23 protein-coding genes are annotated in these 18,722 nt (G+C 44.0%); 5 read left to right on the forward strand and 18 right to left on the reverse strand.

The window, feature by feature from the left end; all coding sequences use genetic code 11:
- Window positions 1–224: 224 nt before the first annotated feature.
- The 7 genes from OCV96_RS18180 to OCV96_RS18210 all read right to left on the reverse strand — a co-directional run bounded on the left by OCV96_RS18180 (window position 225) and on the right by OCV96_RS18210 (window position 6,254).
- Window positions 225–569, reverse strand: coding sequence for a TnpV protein (locus OCV96_RS18180; protein ID WP_262595101.1), 345 nt, complete (start codon window positions 567–569; stop codon window positions 225–227).
- Complete coding sequence (locus tag OCV96_RS18185; RefSeq protein WP_262595102.1) at window positions 566–796, reverse strand: hypothetical protein; 231 nt, start codon at window positions 794–796, stop codon at window positions 566–568. Before OCV96_RS18185 ends, OCV96_RS18180 begins: the two co-directional genes overlap by 4 nt.
- Window positions 797–1,100: 304 nt before the next feature.
- The gene (locus tag OCV96_RS18190; protein WP_262595103.1) at window positions 1,101–1,967 is read right to left on the reverse strand and encodes a helix-turn-helix domain-containing protein; all 867 of its coding nucleotides are present in this window, start codon (window positions 1,965–1,967) and stop codon (window positions 1,101–1,103) included.
- Between the two features lie 410 nt (window positions 1,968–2,377).
- Window positions 2,378–3,616: a tyrosine-type recombinase/integrase gene (locus OCV96_RS18195; RefSeq protein ID WP_262595104.1), complete on the reverse strand. Its 1,239-nt coding sequence runs from the start codon at window positions 3,614–3,616 to the stop codon at window positions 2,378–2,380.
- Window positions 3,617–3,767: 151 nt separating this feature from the next.
- Entirely contained in the window at window positions 3,768–4,988 is a 1,221-nt protein-coding gene (locus OCV96_RS18200) for a tyrosine-type recombinase/integrase (protein ID WP_215650753.1), read from the reverse strand.
- 84 nt (window positions 4,989–5,072) lie between these two features.
- Window positions 5,073–5,303, reverse strand: a complete 231-nt coding sequence (locus OCV96_RS18205) for a helix-turn-helix domain-containing protein (protein ID WP_008728422.1) — start codon at window positions 5,301–5,303, stop codon at window positions 5,073–5,075.
- Between the two features lie 537 nt (window positions 5,304–5,840).
- Complete coding sequence (locus OCV96_RS18210; RefSeq protein ID WP_154780954.1) at window positions 5,841–6,254, reverse strand: sigma-70 family RNA polymerase sigma factor; 414 nt, start codon at window positions 6,252–6,254, stop codon at window positions 5,841–5,843.
- A 218-nt stretch (window positions 6,255–6,472) separates the two neighbouring features.
- Here OCV96_RS18210 and OCV96_RS18215 point away from each other — a divergent pair, with 218 nt between their 5' ends.
- On the forward strand, window positions 6,473–6,637 hold the full coding sequence (locus tag OCV96_RS18215) for a hypothetical protein (RefSeq protein ID WP_015540978.1): 165 nt from the start codon (window positions 6,473–6,475) through the stop codon (window positions 6,635–6,637).
- Window positions 6,638–6,761: 124 nt separating this feature from the next.
- Here OCV96_RS18215 and OCV96_RS18220 read toward each other — a convergent pair whose 3' ends face one another.
- From OCV96_RS18220 to OCV96_RS18235, 4 genes are all read right to left on the reverse strand, one after another.
- Window positions 6,762–6,947, reverse strand: coding sequence for a cysteine-rich KTR domain-containing protein (locus tag OCV96_RS18220; RefSeq protein ID WP_117441390.1), 186 nt, complete (start codon window positions 6,945–6,947; stop codon window positions 6,762–6,764).
- A 1-nt stretch (window position 6,948) separates the two neighbouring features.
- Window positions 6,949–7,371, reverse strand: coding sequence for a YjdF family protein (locus tag OCV96_RS18225; RefSeq protein WP_119224690.1), 423 nt, complete (start codon window positions 7,369–7,371; stop codon window positions 6,949–6,951).
- The gene (locus tag OCV96_RS18230) at window positions 7,368–7,892 is read right to left on the reverse strand and encodes a PadR family transcriptional regulator (protein WP_119224691.1); all 525 of its coding nucleotides are present in this window, start codon (window positions 7,890–7,892) and stop codon (window positions 7,368–7,370) included. The genes OCV96_RS18225 and OCV96_RS18230 overlap by 4 nt, the downstream gene beginning before the upstream one ends.
- Window positions 7,893–7,961: 69 nt before the next feature.
- Window positions 7,962–9,338 (reverse strand): MATE family efflux transporter, encoded by a 1,377-nt coding sequence (locus OCV96_RS18235; RefSeq protein ID WP_215650754.1) that lies wholly within the window; start codon window positions 9,336–9,338, stop codon window positions 7,962–7,964.
- Between the two features lie 214 nt (window positions 9,339–9,552).
- On the opposite strand from OCV96_RS18235, the gene OCV96_RS18240 reads away from it, so the two are divergent.
- Window positions 9,553–10,080 (forward strand): PadR family transcriptional regulator, encoded by a 528-nt coding sequence (locus OCV96_RS18240; RefSeq protein ID WP_055201207.1) that lies wholly within the window; start codon window positions 9,553–9,555, stop codon window positions 10,078–10,080.
- A gap of 260 nt (window positions 10,081–10,340) precedes the next feature.
- On the opposite strand, the gene OCV96_RS18245 is transcribed toward OCV96_RS18240, so the two are convergent.
- The gene (locus tag OCV96_RS18245) at window positions 10,341–10,754 is read right to left on the reverse strand and encodes a sigma-70 family RNA polymerase sigma factor (RefSeq protein ID WP_215650755.1); all 414 of its coding nucleotides are present in this window, start codon (window positions 10,752–10,754) and stop codon (window positions 10,341–10,343) included.
- A gap of 218 nt (window positions 10,755–10,972) precedes the next feature.
- Between OCV96_RS18245 and OCV96_RS18250 the strand changes: the two genes are divergently transcribed.
- Window positions 10,973–11,131, forward strand: coding sequence for a hypothetical protein (locus OCV96_RS18250; RefSeq protein WP_173880161.1), 159 nt, complete (start codon window positions 10,973–10,975; stop codon window positions 11,129–11,131).
- A 72-nt stretch (window positions 11,132–11,203) separates the two neighbouring features.
- Here OCV96_RS18250 and OCV96_RS18255 read toward each other — a convergent pair whose 3' ends face one another.
- The 5 genes from OCV96_RS18255 to OCV96_RS18275 all read right to left on the reverse strand — a co-directional run bounded on the left by OCV96_RS18255 (window position 11,204) and on the right by OCV96_RS18275 (window position 15,718).
- Window positions 11,204–13,012 (reverse strand): ABC transporter permease, encoded by a 1,809-nt coding sequence (locus OCV96_RS18255; protein WP_215650756.1) that lies wholly within the window; start codon window positions 13,010–13,012, stop codon window positions 11,204–11,206.
- Window positions 13,009–13,692, reverse strand: coding sequence for an ABC transporter ATP-binding protein (locus OCV96_RS18260; RefSeq protein WP_118037218.1), 684 nt, complete (start codon window positions 13,690–13,692; stop codon window positions 13,009–13,011). The genes OCV96_RS18255 and OCV96_RS18260 overlap by 4 nt, the downstream gene beginning before the upstream one ends.
- Window positions 13,693–13,804: 112 nt before the next feature.
- A complete protein-coding gene (locus OCV96_RS18265; protein WP_118037219.1) occupies window positions 13,805–14,842 on the reverse strand; it encodes a HAMP domain-containing sensor histidine kinase in 1,038 nt (345 codons plus the stop codon).
- An 8-nt stretch (window positions 14,843–14,850) separates the two neighbouring features.
- Complete coding sequence (locus tag OCV96_RS18270; RefSeq protein WP_215650757.1) at window positions 14,851–15,537, reverse strand: response regulator transcription factor; 687 nt, start codon at window positions 15,535–15,537, stop codon at window positions 14,851–14,853.
- On the reverse strand, window positions 15,530–15,718 hold the full coding sequence (locus OCV96_RS18275) for a MerR family transcriptional regulator (RefSeq protein WP_025581218.1): 189 nt from the start codon (window positions 15,716–15,718) through the stop codon (window positions 15,530–15,532). Before OCV96_RS18275 ends, OCV96_RS18270 begins: the two co-directional genes overlap by 8 nt.
- Window positions 15,719–15,882: 164 nt before the next feature.
- On the opposite strand from OCV96_RS18275, the gene OCV96_RS18280 reads away from it, so the two are divergent.
- A complete protein-coding gene (locus OCV96_RS18280) occupies window positions 15,883–16,239 on the forward strand; it encodes a helix-turn-helix domain-containing protein (RefSeq protein WP_118037221.1) in 357 nt (118 codons plus the stop codon).
- Between the two features lie 222 nt (window positions 16,240–16,461).
- On the opposite strand, the gene OCV96_RS18285 is transcribed toward OCV96_RS18280, so the two are convergent.
- Window positions 16,462–17,874, reverse strand: coding sequence for a relaxase/mobilization nuclease domain-containing protein (locus tag OCV96_RS18285; protein ID WP_215650758.1), 1,413 nt, complete (start codon window positions 17,872–17,874; stop codon window positions 16,462–16,464).
- A 114-nt stretch (window positions 17,875–17,988) separates the two neighbouring features.
- Here OCV96_RS18285 and OCV96_RS18290 point away from each other — a divergent pair.
- Window positions 17,989–18,722, forward strand: a 734-nt coding sequence (locus tag OCV96_RS18290; RefSeq protein ID WP_262595105.1) for an AlbA family DNA-binding domain-containing protein, incomplete at its 3' end; no start/stop codon positions are given.

The raw sequence follows: 18,722 nt of genomic DNA on the forward strand, positions 1-18,722 counted from the left end.
ATCAAACGCAGCGCAAACGAAAGGGCAGTTTTCTATAACGTAAGACTGCTTTTTCGTTTACGCCGCTATTGATTGTAGCCTAAAGAAGTTTCTGTTCCTTACAAACTTCGATTTGTTGCTCACTTTTCGTATTCAAATTATACCATAAAACTTGTGAACATTTCTACCGCAGCTTTGGACTATATGAGAAAAGTCCGAACAGTTTTCTGCCCGGACTTTCTCGCTCAATCATAAATCAATTCCGCTTTCACAATCTCCTCTGCCTGTGTCTTGCAAACGTTCATCTGCCGCACCCATTCCATTTGGTTTTCGGCTTTCAGCTGTTCGTTCACGCCGTTTTGCTCTGCCAGTGACCGCACGATCAGCTCTATGCGGTTTCGTGCCGCTTCGTCAATCTCGGCGCAATGCTCAAAGATCTTGTCGGATAGCACCAGCTCATTGAACAGTATCGGACGGTGCATTTCCAGATACGCTTTGCGGAGTCTGCCGTAGTGCCCGAGGGGCTTGGTCTTGCGGATAATGATGTTCGGGATAAAATAATCGCCGTTCTGTGTGTAAGTGATATTCATGCTGTTTGTACTCCTTTCATCGGCTCTCTCTGCGGTAAACTACTGACAGGGACGAACACGCCTTTTGCAATGAGCTGCACATTCTTGTATCTGGGCAGAAGGATTTGACAGATAGCCTGAATGTCTTGCTCCTTAATACACGGTACCGCCATGAACTTTTTCGTTATGTAAGGCTTTATATCTGCCAGCACCTGTGACATAGAGACTTTTCTTCTAACATCGGTCATAATAATCCCCCTTTCACAAACTCTCGTGCAACCAAAATATACCCGTTCGGATTATTATTGTACTGCCATATTTCGCATCCAAGGCCGGAATAACCCGGAGGGGGAGCTACGCTTTTTTTAACTGGTGCAGATCATGGGTACTGTGAAAAGCAAAAGCAGACACGGCGGCTCTGATTTCTCAAAACCGCCGCTTCATTATGTGCGCGTGTAAAATTGTCTGCTTCACGACGTTTTTTTTCTTTTGCCGTCGTGCGGCAGATAAGTTATTATATTATCCAAACAGCAGAGTCGATACGGGAAGTTTTCAAGCAGCGGAGAGTTCTCTCCGATTTGCAACGGCTTGAAAACAAATAGATACTGCCATTGCCGCAGAAATGACGTAGCTTATCATTGTCATACCGTCGCTACCAAACATGAATAACGGAACAAAAGAAAGCACGAAGGCAATTACACTACATACAAAAACAGCTTTTTTGCGTTTTTTCGCTTTTTCGTATCTGCATAAAATGGTAATTCCAAGTATGACAACAGCAACCGTCAATATACCCGTGAGCATTGGAGAAAAGTTTGCATATCCCACTAAGTTCAAATCGAAATACGAATAAGTATGTATCACTCTTTCCGTCGGGCTGGGTGCGAAAATCAAAACAGCTCCAAGAGGCAATAGTTCCAAAATCAGCGAAATAGCATGAAATGCGATGCCAACTGCATAGAAAGCCCTGTCTGTTAATTTCACGGTTTTACCCTCTTTCTTTAAGTAGGTGCGAAGTACAGCAATTCCAATGAAAACAATACCACCTACCCAATAGTATTTTCTACTTGTTAAGAAAACGGGAGAGATCACCAAGGCCAATCCAATAAGGAAAAGAACAAGATTTACCATATTCGCAAGCATCCGACTTGAGTACTTCATTGAATCTAAAATAATCCTATCGGTTTGGTCTTTCATTTCCGCCTCCTCAATTATTTTGCCCGACAGCAACTCACCAACCGACACGCCTAAAATATCTCCAAGCGGTTTTAGCAATGAGGTGTCCGGCAATCCCTTTCCTGTTTCCCAGCGAGATATTGCCTTATCTGTTACCATGATTTTTTCAGCCAGTTCCTTTTGTGTGTACCCCTTTTGCTTTCGGAGTTCTGCAATAAAGCGGCCTGTTGTTTTTGCGTCCATATATCTTCCTCCTGATGGATAAATCTTAACGCATTGTCATTGAGAATGCACCCTATGAATCATAGAATAAGTGCTTTCATTGGCGAAAAATCCTTTTTTCATTCTAATACAATGCGAGGGAATACTCAAGCACGTGATTTGCTCCTATTGTCCACCAGTAATTTGACCACTATAAAGCCATAAATTTCCGTTCAAATTCCATCAAAACCGAACAGTCCAGGCAGAATTTTTGGTATAGAAAAAGCCCGGGAAATGGCGTATTTCCGGGCTTTTTAGCATTATTAAGCTGTAGATTATCTCTTGCTGAACTGCGGAGCGCGACGAGCTGCTTTGAGACCGTACTAAACATCTCTATGGTGCATTTTTCCTTGATATTACGGGCTTTTTCGCATTTTCTGTTGTCGGTTGTCCTATTCCTTAACCATGGAAATCGGTGATTTTTCATCGAAATTCTCCTGGTTCAAAGCATCATTCACTACCTCGAAAAGTTCCTCTGGTTTATTATACTTGACCCTCGCGTAAATGTCCATAGTTGTCTTACTATTCTCATGCCCTGCCAGGTACTGAACTGTCTTAGGGTCAACGCCCGCATAGAGCAGATTCGTGATGTAGGTATGCCGCAACAAGTGCGGTGTTACATCGAAATTCAGGGTATAGCGAATCTTGGGATTGTTCCTCTGCGTTGTTCCTAATGTCGGCTTGACGGTATATTTGATGCTCTGTCCATTCACATATTTATAGTAAGTTCTCTCTTTCGCAGAGCGAACAACTACATACTGCCAAACTCTCGTAAACTGAGAATAGGAAAGCGGCTGTCCCTCACTGTCCGCAATCACATACTCCGATATGGAATTGGCTTTTGCTTCCCGCAGGCAGTCCACCAGGCACTTCGGAATGGGAATGTCCCTTTTAGCTGCTTTTGTCTGAACGGTAGAAATCACCGGCCTGTTATGCTCCGCGCGCCATGCACGTCTCACGGAAATGTATGGTGTGGATTCATCCAGGAATACACAATCCCATTGCAATGCAAGAATTTCTTCCCGACGCAAGCCGGAATACAAACCAATCATAATAAAAAGATATGGCGGAAGCTCTTTCACCGTATCCAACAGAACCGCAACCTGTTGATCTGTTAAGGCATCTTTCTTTTTCGATGCTTTTCCGCCCTTTGCTGAAATTCCCACACATGGATTATCGGTTATCAGCTGACTGCGCTCTGCCGAATAAAACACACACTTAATCAGCATATTTACCGTATCATACAGTCCTTTCGATTTTTGAGACAGCGGAACGAGCGCCAGACGAATATCATCCGCAGTCACTTCCTCCATATACATATCTCCCAGAGAGCTAATGACATAATTCTTCATATTCTGTCTGTATCCTTTTATAGTAGCCGTAGACACCTTTGCTGACTGCATCAGCAGCCATTTCTCACAATACTCGGCAACCGTTGGATGCTTTCGGTGAAAGATGATCTCATCCACCTGTCTCCGGGCCTCCAACTGCTTTTCATATAATTCTTCACAGGTGGTCGCATATAAGCTGACCTGCTTTCCATCGGCATCTGTAATTCTGGTTCTGTAATACAGTGTTCCTTTTCTTGTAACCGTTCCGTACTCTGGAACGCTTTGTTTTTTCTTAGCCATACAAATCTTCCTTTCCTGATAATGAGTGTTCTTAAATTCACACCTTCTTTTTATCAGAAAGCACCCACTTAATCAAAGATACGGATTATGTAAAACAAAGAGCGAGACATCCTTGCCTCGCTCCAGCTTTGTTTCCTACTCTTTATAATTGTTATGCCTGTGCTGCATCCCACTGGGCAAATGCACCACCCATTGTTCTTACCAGCTCATCCGGTCTGTTGTATTTGACCTTTGCGTAAATATCCATCGTAATTTTACTACTCTCGTGCCCCGCCAGGTATTGAACCGTTTTCGGGTCCACGGAAGAATGAATCAGATTCGTAATGTATGTATGCCGCAGCTGATGCGGTGTCACTTCAAAATCCAAACTGTAAATCACTTTGCCGTTATGTGCTGCCTTTTCACCGAGGACCGGCGTAACCGTGTGCTTTACACGCTTTCCATCCTCGTAGCGATAATAGAAACGCTCCTTGACTGTTCGGGTTACAATGTACTGCCAGAGCCGCTTGAACTGTGTATAGGACAGCGGATCACCATCCCGGTTCGGCACTACATATTCTGACTGTGAATTAGCCTTTGCCTCTTTCAGACACTCTGCAAGGCAAACCGGCAACGGAATATTTCTATGCGCGGCTTTCGTTTTCAGCTCATCCAGAATCACCGGTCTGTTATTTTCCGTGTGCCATGCCCTGCGCACCGTTAAATAAGGGCAATCCACATCCAGATATACAGAATCCCATTTTAGGGCAAGAATTTCTTCTCGCCGCAATCCTGCATACAGCCCTAACATGACAAATACATACGGAGGAAGTCCCTGAATGGCATCCAGCAGTCTGGCAGCCTGTTCATCCGTCAATGCCGCTCTGTCCTTCTGCGGAACACCTCCACCTTTGGCCGTAAGGTAAATCGTTGGGTTGTTATCAATAATCTTACTTTCTTTTGCTGCACGGAAAATGGATTTATACAGGATAACCACTGACTTATATACTGAAGCGGATTTCTCGGAAACAGGAACAAGTGCAAGCTGAATGTCATCCAGTGTCACATCTGCCATCCGCATCTGTCCCAATTCTTTTATGATGTGCCGTCTGATCTTTGATGTATAATCTATCAGCGTGGTTGCCCTCACATGAACCGACTGCATCAAAAGCCATTTTTCACAGTAGTCTGCAACCGTCGGGGATTTCCGGCAGAATGTATCGTTGTCGATCTGCTCTAATGCACCCAACTCTTTATCATATAATTCTTCCGGTGTTCTCGCATAAAGAGCCACCAGTTTTCCATCTGCGTTCTGAACCCGCGTTCTATAATAATCTATGCCGTTAAGCGTAACTGTACCGTATTGTGGAATTGCTCTTTTTCTTTTTGCCAATTCCGCCACCTCCTAAGAATATACTCCAGCGCTGTATCTATGTTTTATCAGACCATTATGATTTCGACAAGGATACGGACCGGCTCACACTCCAGCTCTGCGAGGTTTACGATAAGTTGCGTTCTTTTCTGCTGGCTTTGCTCTGTGGGTGCATTTTGCGATATACTCCTGAAGGCCCGCTGAAGTAAAATACACACAGCCATTCTGCACATATTGCACATAAGAAATAAGACCGTTGTTACGGGCCGCGTCCAGGGTTGCAATGCTGATACCTAAAATTTCTGCTGCTTCTTTTCGTGTAATAAGTTTTTCCATAAAGCATATTTCCTCCAATCTGTCAAGTCTGTCATCGTGTTTGTTCAAAGCCACATGAATACGCTGGCAGCCGAAACTGCCAGCGCATGGTATCTGATTTTGAACAGGAAACTGCAAACGCTTCCTATTTATAAAACTCAGCTTTCGTCACATTTGCCACGCCCCCTGACGATGGGAACACAATAGGTCTCCGCTGGCGCGGCTGTCATAACTCCGCAACATCGTTCGTATCGTGTGCCGCAGGGTTCCCCCCAAGTCTTTGGCGGGCCGTGAGGAAGTATCTTTAAGCCCCCATGCAGTCATCGCGCCGAATCTGCCACAATCCGTTTTATGAAATCGTAGATCGCTCCGAAGCAGTTCTTTCATCACCTCCCTGACTGCTCCATCTTCGCGGCGTTTCATATTCGCTCGTACATGGGTTATGTACCTGTTGTGCTGTCTATTCGATTGTCAATGTACTGATGAAGGAGGAAAACTTGTCCTTCTTATTAACACTGACAAAAAAGGCAAAAAACAGGCGCATCAAATGAAATTTTATCAAAAATATTTTACAAGCTGCTTTAATCCACGGCGGATACTGTCTCGGACACGGCTTGGGTCTACACCTTCTACTTCGGCAATTTCATTTACCGTCATTCTCAGATAGTATCGGGCATAAATTCGCTTTGCCTGTTTCTCCGGCAGCTTCATCACAGCGGCATAGACCTGCTCCTGAAACTGTTTTTCCTCCAGAAGCATCTCCGGTGTCTGGGGCTTCATCAGAATCGCATTTTCAATGCCGTTGTCGCAGTCCAGGGAGTAGTACGCCTTATAGCGATACATCCTCCGGTCATAAGCAGCTTCCGCACGTTCAGCTGCTCGAATAGTCTCCATTACTTCCTCTGTCACATCTACAAAAAAGTCTGTTGTATAAACATTAGGATAAAGTTCCCGAAGGTTAATTTTCTTCATTATGTACCTCCATTTCGATTCACGGGTGATTGACGGGTGAATCGAATGGAGGCGGAGACCGACACCGGCAGACAACCGGGTCATCTCCGAAAAAATGGCAACAAAAAACGCCAGATTTCCGTGAGGGAAAACTGGCGCGCCAAGAACAGCCATTATTATACTGAATTACATGGAACGATAATGCCGATGCAATGTTATACTTGCCCGGAGGAGGAGCAATGCTTTTTTTAACTGATGTAGATCATGTGAGCTTTGAAAAAGCAAACGAGACACGGCAAAATAACCTCCAATCGGCTACCGTGTCCCTGCAAGTCGTTATAGGTTTGTGTAAACGCAAAGAAACGGCGGCTCTGATTTCTCAAAACCGCCGCCAAAGTAAGTAGAGTAAGCGCACAAAATCAACCTGCCCAGCTACGGTTTTTTTCTTTCCCCATTGGGCGGGGCAGGCTCTCGTCGTATATTGAAATAAAAAAGGACCGATAACCACAAGTGAATTTACCTTGTGTATTATCGGCTCTGCGTCTGTGCGTCTGGCTCTTGAACGATGGATAAATTTAGTTTTCTTACCGTAATCAGGGTTTCATGTTTGCATTTAGGACAATATAACGGAAAGTTTTCCAGTACTGTATCACCGCGGATTTTCAATCGCGTTTTGCTGCCGCAAAAGGGGCATAAAATCCATTCTATCTTCATGTTATCTTCCTCTGTGCTTGGCTTTCTTCTTTTCCTGCCGTATGGCAAACTGACGGTCTTTCTCAGCCTCTTTCTGCTCACGGCTCTTGGTTTTCCGTTCCAGCTTACATTGCTCATGCTGGAGTTTCAACGCCTGCTGTGCCTTTGTGCCAATGCCTTTATCCTGCAGTTGGCTTTGAATTTCGCGCTGCATACGTTTGGGATTGATTTTTCGCTCCATGGCTACTTCGGCCTGGATTGGGGGACTAAATTTCAACTTGTGCCAATTCTTCAGCAGAAACTCATAGACCTCGTAATCTTTGGGCTCTGAGCCAAAAGTGATTTTGCATACCTCGTACTTACCGTTATCCGTTCTTTCATATAGACCGATCCAAAACGGAGCTTCGAACAGGATGGTCAAACTGCTTTGGGGGCCTGTACTCATTCTTCTAAGAACTGCCCTTCAAAGTGATCCAGCCATTCCAGAAGGGCTCGATAGAGAAGCTGCTGCTGCTCAAAAATCGTTCTCCCAACCAAAGGAATGTCTGTAAATTCCCGCGCATAGCCCTCGTTGGATTCAGCCGAGGACTGTATGCTCTGGCGCAAAGCCGAAACCAGCTCCAACGCTTCGACCTTGTCCATCTTGTTCAAATTGGTAATGACCACATTGAAATCGAATAGCAAGGGTACTGGGCCAGCGACATAAGAGGCCATCAGCTCCTTGAAATACGCTCTGCCCTGATCGGTAATAGAATAAATGGCTTTATCCGCAAACTTATCGCCCTTGACAATATCGCTTTGCAGATAACCCTTTTCGCTCAACTGGAGAACCTTGCGATAAATAGAAGGTACGCTTATTTTTGTCCAGCGGGAAAAATGGTGGTACTCCACATCCTTTTGAATGTCATAGGCGCTTTGCGGTTTTTCCAATACAATACCAAGTATGACTAAATCGATTGACGACATAACTACACCTCCAACTTTTACTATTATCAATAGTACTATTGTTGATAGTAAAAGTCAAGGAGAAGTATCTTATATTTCCGAATTGGACATAGCCTGTTTTTCAGCCATAGACAATTCCCGATGAAGGTGTAACGCCATAAATACAGTGATTACTACGGAAATTACATCTGCGATGGGTTGGGCATATAGGATTCCGTTCATTCCCCATACCATAGGCAGCAGCAAAATGACAGGAACAAAGCAGACACCTTGTCTACATGCTCCCAAAAAGAAACCTGCCGCACCTTTACCCAAGGCAAGGAACAAAGAGGAGTAAACCGTGTAGAAACCAAAAAGAATGAATGTGATCCCATTTGCAAACAGTGATTTTTGACCCACTAAAATCATTTGATTATCTCCCTCAGTAAATTGAGAGATAATCTGCGTAGAAAAAACGGCCATCACCAAGCCTACGACTAAGCAGAAACTTGTAGACCAAATGATTGAGGTTTTGATTGCTTCGCGCAGGCGATCAAACTTCTTTGCCCCATAGCTGAATCCAGCAATAGGCTGGAACCCTTTCAGAAATCCAAAGACAACAAGAGTTCCCATAGAAGTAACTCGCGTAACCGCCCCCATGCCTGCAATGACCGAATCGCCATAATTGCTGGATGCGCGGTTAATTAGCGCAATCGAAAGACTTGTTAGTAGTTGGAACACCAAAGTGGGAACTCCAATTTTCAAAATTTCCGTTATCATTTGCCTCGTAGGAGAAAACTCTTTTATGCTGAACGAAAATACGCTTTTTTTGCGCAGAACATAGGTAAGATAAACAAGCGTGGATACCATTTGCGAAATTGCTGTGGCGATTGCTGCACCTTCTACTCCCATGTCCAAAGTATAAATGAAAAGAGGGTCTAATCCGATGTTCAATACGGCTCCCAATAGCAAGGCACACATGGTCGTTTTTGCTGCACCCTCGCTACTTACAATATTGTTCATTGTTACATTAAATACATTGAAAACACAGGACAGCACATAAATTCTTGCGTATGTCAAGGCATACGGCATAATTGTTTCCGTCGCGCCCAACATTACCAAAATTGGTTTAAGGAAAATCGCAGAAAGTAGGATGATAATAGCACCAATCAGAATACTGCTATACAATGCGGTGCTTGCCACTTTATCGGCGATATCTTTATCTCCGCGTCCCAATAGTCTTGACAGATAAGATGCGGCTCCGTTACCGAACATAAGGCCTAAACCGACCACGACTTGTCCCAACGGAAATACGACAGAAATAGCACCCATTTGACTTTTGCCCAAGCCACTCACAAAATAGGCATCCACCAGATTATAGAGTGCATTGATCAACATCCCAATCATAATCGGTATGCCGAGAGCCATCAGCGCTTTTGGGATAGGCGCACTGCCCAAAAGCTCAAGTTTGTTGTTGCGTTCATTCATTGTTAATACTCCTTTCGCTTCTTTGAGTGTAATTTATAGTAGTATAGATTATAGTATACTACCGTATAAATCATACTACTATAATTTATAGTATATGTCAAGAGGAGTCAGGCGTTTTATCTTGACAAAGAGTATAAAATCTAATACTATAATTTATAGTAACTTTGACAGTATTCTTTCATGCAGAAAGCATAGTGAAAGGGTGTGATTCCACATGGCAACCATAGATTTAATCGTGTTGGGAATATTGAAAAAGGAGCCAATGAGCGCCTACGATATTCAAAAGTTAGTAGAATATAGAAACATATCCAAATGGGTAAAAATCAGCACTCCATCCATTTATAAAAAAGCCATTCAGTTAGAAGAAAAGGGGCTAATCCGAGGCGAAATCGTAAAGGAAGGGAAGATGCCAGAAAAAGCGATTTATTCCCTGACGGAAGCGGGAGAAGCGGAATTTGAACGGCTCATGTTTGAGATTTCTGGAAAACCTATTAACATTTTTCTGGACTTCAACGCTGTTATTGTGAATTTGGATTCCTTGCCACCTGAAAAACAAAAATCGTGCATAGCAGAAATTGAAGAAAATATTAGTACTTTAAAATCCTATCTGGAACATAATATACAGAAAAAAGAAAATGAGCCCAGTATTCCCGCAACAGGTATGGCTGTTTTGCGTCAGCAGTATGTACTGGTGGAAGCAATCCAAGCATGGATTGCTTCATTAAAAAAGAATCAACAATAAATCATTATTCGGAAAGACCAGCAACTTTGAGTGGCGCTGGTCTTTTATATATGAATGAGGAAAAGTGATTTTGGCAAAGCTACTGCTTGAAAAACCAGATGTATTGCTATTAGATGAGCCGACAAATTTTCTTGATAAAGATCATGTTTCTTCACTCAAAGATAGCTTTACAAAATACACCTCTAAGGCTACTACAATAGGTAGGGCGCAAGGTCTTATGCAGAAGCACTTTGAGACCTTGCGCCCTCTGTTATTCTACCCTAAAAATACTTTGCCAGCTGCTTCAGACCACGCCGGATACTGTCACGGACACGGCTTGGATCTACACCTTCTACTTCGGCAATTTCATTTACCGTCATTCCCAGATAGTATCGGGCATAAATCCTCTTTGCCTGTTTCTCCGGCAGCCTCATCACAGCAGCATAGACCTGCTCCTGAAGCTGTTTTTCCTCCAGAAGCATTTCCGGCGTTTGCGGCTTCAACAGCACTGCATTTTCAATGCCATTCTCGCAATCCAGAGAATACTGGGCCTTGTAGCGATACATCTTTCGCTCATACGCAGCCTCCGCACGTTCAGCTGCTCGAATAGTCTCCATTACTTCCTCTGTCACATCTACAAAAAAGTCTGTTGTATAAACATCAGGATAAAGTTCCCGAAGGTTAATTTTCTTCATTATGTACCTCCATTTCGATTCACGGGTGATTGACGGGTGAATCGAATGGAGGCGGAGACCGACACCGGCAGACAACCGGGTCATCTCCGAAAAAATGGCAACAAAAAACGCCAGATTTCCGTGAGGGAAAACTGGCGCGCCAAGAACAGCCATTATTATACTGAATTACATGGAACGATAATGCCGATGCAATGTTATACTTGCCCGGAGGAGGAGCAATGCTTTTTTTAACTGATGTAGATCATGTGAGCTTTGAAAAAGCAAACGAGACACGGCAAAATAACCTCCAATCGGCTACCGTGTCCCTGCAAGTCGTCATAGGATTGTGTAAACGCAAAGAAACGGCGGCTCTGAAAATCAAAGCCGCCGTTTCATAGGCGCGTGAAAATGTGTCTGCTCTGCGACGGCTTTTTTTCTTTTGCCGTCGCGCGGCAGATTAACATATGAAACTATAATTCATTGATGGTTGCAGTAATCGACATATTGCGAATTCGTTTTGCCGGAGCATATACAGCTGCGATTGCCGCAATCGAGACAAACAGAAGAATAATGCCCAAAGAGATAATTGGGAACTGCCACACAGCAGATGGAAAATGCCCTGCAATAAGGAAATCATACAGCGATTTGCTAAGCGGCAAGCCAATAGCACAACCAACAACGCACCCCAAAACAGCATAGGTGAATGCTTCACAAGCAATCATTTTCGTCATTTGCCGTTCATCCATTCCTACTGCCCGCATAGCTCCATATTGCTTCATTCTGGCAGACACACTCATGGAAATGCTATTGACAATGTTCATTACCGTTACCAGTGCAATAATTGCCAAAAACGCATAAACACAGAAAATAAAAGCCATATAAGTTCCCGTAGTGCGCTCGTCGCGTTTATCTCGAAAGCTATATGTTTGATCTACGGAATTCTGGATTGCCTGAACATTTTCGTCCGTAACATCTCCCGTTGTTTGTATCAGCACAAGAGAATAACCTTCCTCTCCTGTCAAACGGACAAATGTTTCATCAGAGGTAATCAATGTGAGCTTTCCATTTGTCAATCCATTCTCACTAAATGGGTCGTTTTTTAACAGTCCAGCTATGGTAAGGGTTTCATCCCCAATCTGAACAGTGTCACCGATTTTCCATGTGCTGTCCTGATCGGATGTTGCCAAAACAAAATTGCTGTCCCCAAAAACTTTGAACAGATCACTCCCCCTTTTCAAAGCACTGTCTTTTTTTAGACATTGTAAATCAAAATCGTCATAAGAAATCAAATCGACTGTACCAGAAAAGTTGGTGTCGCCGTTTAGTTTGGCAGAAACATCAAACACACTACGACGCCCGTAAACTTCCTTCACTCCATCCATTTCGCGGATGGTTGTAAGCAGTTCCCAAGGAATCGTATTACCGTCAGCACTTGCAATATCAATATCTGATGTGGCAGCTGACTGAGGTATCAAATAATCCACAAAATCGATCATAACGGAAAAGCTCAAAAATAAGATGATACTAAGTGCAAAAGAACCTGTCATCAGGAATAAATTTTTCTTCCCGGAGACCGCATGGTCGATACCGAGAAGCGCTTCAATCTTTCCGAGTCCTGTATACTGGCAATGATGCATTGTTTTTCCGTAGTCTGCATTTCCAGACACCGCTGTGATAGGAGATACTTTCGCGGCATGTTTCGCCGGAGCATTTGCGGCGATCAGCACAGTAATCAGTCCAACAAAGATACCGCAGACAATGCCAAAAATACTGATACCAAAGAGGGGAATATCAGAAAATTCTTCTCTAACTACAAAGCGTAGTACCGCACATAGCCCCCATGTTGTAACAACCCCTAAAATAAGACCGATGGGTACAGCCGTTTTGCACCAGTTCAATGCCTCCAGACGAACAAACCGAATAATCTGCTGCTTACTCATACCAATGCAGCGCATCATTCCGAAAAATCGGGTTCTCTGTGCAACGCTGCTGTTCATGCTGCTGGAAATCATCAAAACGCCTGCAATCAAAATCAGCAGGAACATAACAACCGCAACAGAAAGAAGGGTTTGCCCCATGGAACTGCCGAGTAAGTCTCCAATAGAGAAACTTCCATGCTTACCAACCAATCGGGCCTGTTCCATCCGAAAACCCATTTCTGCCATACTGAATATTGCTGTTACCATAAACACAGCAAATACAATGCAAAGCAGCGTCATACGATTTTGTCGGCGGTGAACTTTAGCGGAGATGGGAATAAGACTAAGATAGCTTTTCATTCACGGCACCTCCCAAAATCAGTCAAAGTACCATCCGATACCTGTAATACCCGGTCTGCCGTTTGCGCAATACTGCGGTTGTGGGTAATCATAATGATGGTCTGCTCGTATTTTTTCGATGTTTCTTTGAGCAATGCTATGACCTCACTGCTGTTTTGTGAGTCCAAATTTCCTGTTGGCTCGTCTGCCAGAATCAGAGAAGGACGGGTAATCAATGCGCGGCCAATCGCCACTCTCTGCTGTTGACCGCCGGAAAGCTGACTGGGTAAATGATTACGACGATCTTTCAAATTCAAAACCGTCAGCAGTTCCTCCAAATATCTCTTATCCGGCTTTTGATAATCCAACAACAGCGGAAAAATAATATTTTGTTCCACCGTCAACTCCGGGATAAGGTTAAACGCCTGAAAGATAAAGCCGATATTCCTCCGGCGGAAAACGGTCAGCTTTCGATCGTTCATGGAAAAAATGTCCTTGCCGTCAATCAGAACCTTGCCAGATGTTGGCGTGTCCAAAGCACCGATCATATTCAGCAGTGTACTTTTACCAGAACCGGATTCCCCGACGATTGCTACATACTCGCCCTTTGGAACAGAAAAGCTGACATCCTTTAATGCCTTGACAGCGGTTTCTCCGTTGCCATAGGTCTTACTGATATTTTTGACTTCTAATAAGTTCATAGTGTAAACACCTCTTTCTGAATGATTTTGCGATATAGGCAGGCTGTCTTTGTTTGTCCTGCCTATGTTTGAGAGAATAGCACCTGAATCTTACTGTAAGCCTACAGCCAGCCTACAATTTTGTAGGAATCAGAAAATTCATTGTGAAAGTTGTCCCGATACCTAATTCGCTGTCAACCTCAATGGTGCCGTTATGTGCTTCAACGATTGCCTTTGCCAAAGGTAATCCCAGTCCAATCCCTTGCTTGTCCTTAGAAAAACGACTGCGATAAAACCGCTTGAAGATGTGATGTATATCTTCTGGGTGGATGCCGCATCCATTATCCGTTATCACAATTTGGACACCAGACGGCAACTCCTTCCACGCAACACGAATTGTTGCACCACTTTCTGTATGGTCAAACGCATTTTTCACAATATTGTCGATTGCCTCATTCAACCAATCACGATCACAAAAAAGAGAAAGATGATCCGAGCCAGACAGAATGATTTCTTTCTTTTCCTGTCTGGCTCTATATGCAAAATGCAGTTCAATATCCCGCATCATATCTGCAACATTTTCTGTGTTCTTTTCCAAGGCAATGGCTCCGGCATCCAATCTTGTAATCTTGAGCAGACTTTGCACCAGTGTTTCGATACGGTCAAGTTCCTGCTCAGACAAACCCGCAAATTCTTTCACGGAGGACACTTCTATATCCTCGTCTTGAAGGAGTCCGTTATAAATATTGAGTGCTGCCAGCGGTGTTTTCAGTTGATGGGAAATATCAGAGATCGTATTTTTCAAAAATTCCTTTTCCCGGAGTTCATTATCTGCATGAGCGTTTAAGACAGCCGCCAGAGAATTGACAGCATGAAATAGCCGATATAGTTCACCCTCGTAATCACATTCAATACGAGCGTCAAGATTCCCATCAAGATACGCATTGATCTGCGATACTGCCTGCTCCATGATCTTATTTTGTTTTCTGAAATAGGAACAGCATACTGCCAACATGGACGTTCCAGCCAATAAGGAAACAAGCAATAAAAACAGCGAAAACTGCTGATAGAACAACCATAAAAAACCTTGTGTCAGCAGAAGGGAGACTACCCAAATAACGGATACAGCAAGAAACAATTTTTTTATTTCCTTGTTTGCAAATATTTTCATAGGCCACCTCACTTGATTACATTCCATTTGTAGCCCATACCCCGAACTGTCAGGAGCATTTGCGGTTCGCTTGGATTATCCTCGATCTTCATACGAAGCCGACGCATATAGACCGTAAGGGTACTACTGTCGATATAATTCCCGTCGCAATCCCATAGCTTATCTAAAATTTGTCCCTTTGTCAGCACCATGCTTGGGTTTCTCATAAACAAGCACAGTAGCTTGTATTCCGCGGCAGTCAAATCCAACAGTTCCCCATTTTTGAAAACCTGTCCTTGCAGCAAAAGAACTTTGATGCCATTCGACTGCAATTCTGTGTCTGCTGCTTGAAAAGAATTTGCACGTCGAAGTAAGGCGTTAATCCTTGAAACGAGAACCCCCAGTTTGAACGGTTTTGTGATATAGTCATCACCTCCAATATCCAGCCCCATAATAATACTTGTTTCCTCATCCGAAGCCGTCAGAAAAATAATTGGCACCTTTGATGTAAGTCGAACTCTTTTGCAAAATTCAAAGCCAGACCCATCTGGCAGAGATACGTCCAACACCAACAAATCATATTTTCCGTCTGTCCACAATTCCTCCGCTTCTTTGAGCGTTCTGGCGATATTTAATTCAAATCCCTGCTTTTTGAAAGCAAAAGAAAGCCCGTTAATCAGGCTTAGATCATCTTCAAGAAGTAATATCTTACTCATACTTTTCTGCCTTTCCTTGTTTTGTTCGACCATCAATCGGCTTTTCCGCATCCTTTGGAATTAGCCAGATAGTTGCCATCTTTACAGCTCCAGATATGCGCCCGGCGGCACAATAGTAATTTACTCTACGAGGTGTCACGCCCCATTTTTCGGCGGCCTCTTTTAGTGTCATATAATCCATTCTGCACCTCCACAGAGTACATTATAGTTCTTTGTCTCGAACAATACAAGTTTATCACCAATCGCAGCTCTATAAAATCGGCATAATCATACTGATTATCAGGCATAATAAGGTCATTCCATCATATAAACCGGAACGATAAAATATATTTGAGGTGAATGATTATGCCGATTGATGATTTAACTGCTTTAGGGCAGAAAACGCGGGAAGCCCGAAAGAATAAAGATCTGACGCAGCAGGAGCTTTCTGATCTGAGCCATGTTTCTGTAAAGCAAATCGCCAATATCGAAAAGGGGAAAATGAATCCTTCTTATTTGATTTTAAGAGCATTGGCAAAGGTCCTGCACATCTCTTTAGATACGCTTATAAATCCAGATATTTCTCTGGAAGATGAAGGTGTCAATCAGATGAAAATGCTTTATTCCAGCTGTCCGCCAGAAATGCGTGACACCCTGTTACATCACACACAGGAAACAGTGAAGGAACTGACAGAGTTGTCCGAGAAATTTGAAACAAATTGAGCCAGTGAGTGAAATTTAACGATTCTCTCACTGGTTCTTTTCAATTTCGGAGAAAAGAGGCAAGCAATGCCTGTGTTAATACACACAGGCCCGCAGAGAAGAAAATCCCTCCGTGATTTTCCTCTCCGCTTGCTTGTTGAGGGCAGCGCCCCCAAGCCCCTTTGAACACAGAATTTCATTCTGTGGCTGCGCGTTCTGCGAACGCTTTTGACCAGGACCAGCTTACCGCTGGCCGTGGTCTTTTTCTTTTTCAACATCCTGTTCTACCTCCATTTTCAGCACTCGATCTACATTTGCCTTTGCCGTTAAAAGCTCCCGCATTTCCTCACGGGAACGCCGGTACTCGGCATAGGTCTTTTTCTTTTCTTCCAGCAATTTCGCGTACTCCGTCTGCAACTCTTTGACCTTGGGAAGCTTCTTGACTCCCATCTCATCAAAGGCATTCTTAGCAGCCTGATGGAGCAGAATTTCTTCCTCATGTTCCTCCCGGAATTTCTTAGAGTATCCCGCCTTGCGGTATGCCACATAGATCTCACGGGTCTTGGCATAATTTACGATGTGAGTACGCAGAACAGCGATCTCTGCCATGCGCTTTTCAGCCGCTTTGATCTGCGCCGAAAGATCATTGTGATGTGCCGTGGTAGCCGCAGCCTTTTCTTCCAAAACCGCATACTCCAGCAGATTGTTCTCTGACAGGTAATTCATGGTCTGCGCCATTTGTTTCAGATTAAAAACTTTAGCCCATCGAGCATAGCCAGCACCTTTTCCAGCCTGCAATTTTGCCTGAATGTCCACCAGCAGATTGATCTTCGGCGGCTCTGCCTGTGTGACTGTTTTCTTTCGCGGGGTATGTGCTTTCTTCCCTAAGAGAACTGCCCGCAAATCTTCCAATCCATATCCTTCGCCCAGACTGTCCATGCGGGCGGCTTTCTCCCAGCCAGAGAGTTTCAGTCGATACGATTTTCCGCGCTTTGAGACTTCACAACCATATTCTCGCAACAGCTTCAGCAGTTCTTCAAAGTCAGCAGGACTTTGTGATAATGCGTTGTCAATCGCCACACGCAGCAGCTCTCGGTGAGAGGGCTTTGCCTGATCTCCCAGCCACTTGTTATAGCTTTTTCCGTGAAGTTTCGGATTCTCTACAATGGACAATCCGTTTTCAATGCAGATGGTATCACTTAACCGGCGAACCGCCTTGGTGCTGCCCCAAAAGTTTCGGAATTTCCGGTCATATTCTAAGCTGACCGATGACCAGATAATGTGATTATGAATGTGCGACTTGTCTATGTGAGTGCAGACCACAAAGGCATGATTCCCCTTGGTGAATCGCTTGGCAAATTCCACACCCAGCCTGTTTGCTTCTTCCGGGGTAATCTCACCGGGACGGAAGGACTGGCGCACATGATAGGCGATCACATCATCTGCGCCGCGCACCCGTCCGGTAGCGGCAATGTACTGCCGCTTTGCCAGAAGAAACTCTGCATCCGCAGTCCGGCTGTCACACGCATAGCCGGTAATGAGTTTGCCGTTATCTGTTTTCTGTGGATTTGCTACATAGTCGATGATGTCACTGATCGCCCGACTCTCTGTGCGGCCTTTGCCGACATGAAGCGGCATGATTCTTGTAGTTGCCATAAAAAGCCCTCCTCTCAAAATATTTTCTCTGAACTCTTTGCGCCTATCGTTGAAATAAACTCTCCTTATGGGTATAATATAAAGAAGCTACCAATACCTCAAAGGAGGGATTTTATGATAGAACAGCTCATTGCTGAAGCAACCGAATGTGATTTCAAAGTTGCACTTGAAATAAAGAAACCCAAAAGCTGGTTAAAAAGTGTCAGTTCCTTTTCTAATGGCATCGGCGGAACTCTGTTTTTCGGAATCTCTGATGACCGGAAACCGATTGGCTTGTCCGATGTTCAAAAGGATGCTGAGGCAATCAGCCGCTTAATCAAAGAACGAATCACACCATTACCTCAGTTTATCTTAAAACCATTACAGGAAGATGGTAAAAATCTATTAGCTCTGGAGGTTTCTCCCGGCCGCAGCACCCCATATTATTACAAGGCAGACGGCGTGATGGAAGCATATATCCGTGTTGGAAATGAAAGCGTAATTGCCCCAGATTACATTGTAAATGAACTGATCTTAAAGGGAACCAATCAGTCCTTTGACACCTTAACAACAGAAGCTGTGAAAAAGGATTACAGCTTCACACTCCTGGAGGCAACCTATCTGGAACGGACCGGCCTCCGCTTTGAGCCATCCGATTATGTCTCCTTCGGTTTGGCTGACAAAAATGGGATCTTGACCAATGCCGGAAAGCTCATGACCGATCAGCACACAGTTTATAACTCCCGTATGTTCTGTACCCGGTGGAATGGCTTGGAAAAAGGCTCTATCTTTGATGATGCACTGGACGATAAAGAATACGAGGGGAATCTGATTTATCTACTGAAAAGCGGCAGTGAATTTATTCGCAA

This window comes from Waltera acetigignens (genome assembly GCF_025567015.1).
Lineage (GTDB): Bacteria > Bacillota > Clostridia > Lachnospirales > Lachnospiraceae > Acetatifactor > Acetatifactor acetigignens.

Bases quoted from the DNA above. Each gene is read 5' to 3' on its own strand.
- OCV96_RS18215 (WP_015540978.1), top strand. From the start codon at position 6,473: ATGCTTTTTTTAACTGATGTAGATCATGTGAGCTTTGAAAAAGCAAAC.
- OCV96_RS18240 (WP_055201207.1), top strand. From the start codon at position 9,553: ATGGCAACCATAGATTTAATCGTGTTGGGAATATTGAAAAAGGAGCCA.
- OCV96_RS18265 (WP_118037219.1), bottom strand. From the start codon at position 14,842: ATGAAAATATTTGCAAACAAGGAAATAAAAAAATTGTTTCTTGCTGTA.
- OCV96_RS18205 (WP_008728422.1), bottom strand. From the start codon at position 5,303: ATGGAAAAACTTATTACACGAAAAGAAGCAGCAGAAATTTTAGGTATC.
- OCV96_RS18185 (WP_262595102.1), bottom strand. From the start codon at position 796: ATGACCGATGTTAGAAGAAAAGTCTCTATGTCACAGGTGCTGGCAGAT.
- OCV96_RS18225 (WP_119224690.1), bottom strand. From the start codon at position 7,371: ATGAGTACAGGCCCCCAAAGCAGTTTGACCATCCTGTTCGAAGCTCCG.
- OCV96_RS18260 (WP_118037218.1), bottom strand. From the start codon at position 13,692: ATGAACTTATTAGAAGTCAAAAATATCAGTAAGACCTATGGCAACGGA.
- OCV96_RS18280 (WP_118037221.1), top strand. From the start codon at position 15,883: ATGCCGATTGATGATTTAACTGCTTTAGGGCAGAAAACGCGGGAAGCC.
- OCV96_RS18190 (WP_262595103.1), bottom strand. From the start codon at position 1,967: ATGGACGCAAAAACAACAGGCCGCTTTATTGCAGAACTCCGAAAGCAA.
- OCV96_RS18220 (WP_117441390.1), bottom strand. From the start codon at position 6,947: ATGAAGATAGAATGGATTTTATGCCCCTTTTGCGGCAGCAAAACGCGA.
- OCV96_RS18255 (WP_215650756.1), bottom strand. From the start codon at position 13,012: ATGAAAAGCTATCTTAGTCTTATTCCCATCTCCGCTAAAGTTCACCGC.
- OCV96_RS18245 (WP_215650755.1), bottom strand. From the start codon at position 10,754: ATGAAGAAAATTAACCTTCGGGAACTTTATCCTGATGTTTATACAACA.
- OCV96_RS18180 (WP_262595101.1), bottom strand. From the start codon at position 569: ATGAATATCACTTACACACAGAACGGCGATTATTTTATCCCGAACATC.
- OCV96_RS18230 (WP_119224691.1), bottom strand. From the start codon at position 7,892: ATGTCGTCAATCGATTTAGTCATACTTGGTATTGTATTGGAAAAACCG.
- OCV96_RS18270 (WP_215650757.1), bottom strand. From the start codon at position 15,537: ATGAGTAAGATATTACTTCTTGAAGATGATCTAAGCCTGATTAACGGG.
- OCV96_RS18210 (WP_154780954.1), bottom strand. From the start codon at position 6,254: ATGAAGAAAATTAACCTTCGGGAACTTTATCCTAATGTTTATACAACA.
- OCV96_RS18235 (WP_215650754.1), bottom strand. From the start codon at position 9,338: ATGAATGAACGCAACAACAAACTTGAGCTTTTGGGCAGTGCGCCTATC.
- OCV96_RS18250 (WP_173880161.1), top strand. From the start codon at position 10,973: ATGCTTTTTTTAACTGATGTAGATCATGTGAGCTTTGAAAAAGCAAAC.
- OCV96_RS18285 (WP_215650758.1), bottom strand. From the start codon at position 17,874: ATGGCAACTACAAGAATCATGCCGCTTCATGTCGGCAAAGGCCGCACA.
- OCV96_RS18275 (WP_025581218.1), bottom strand. From the start codon at position 15,718: ATGGATTATATGACACTAAAAGAGGCCGCCGAAAAATGGGGCGTGACA.
- OCV96_RS18195 (WP_262595104.1), bottom strand. From the start codon at position 3,616: ATGGCTAAGAAAAAACAAAGCGTTCCAGAGTACGGAACGGTTACAAGA.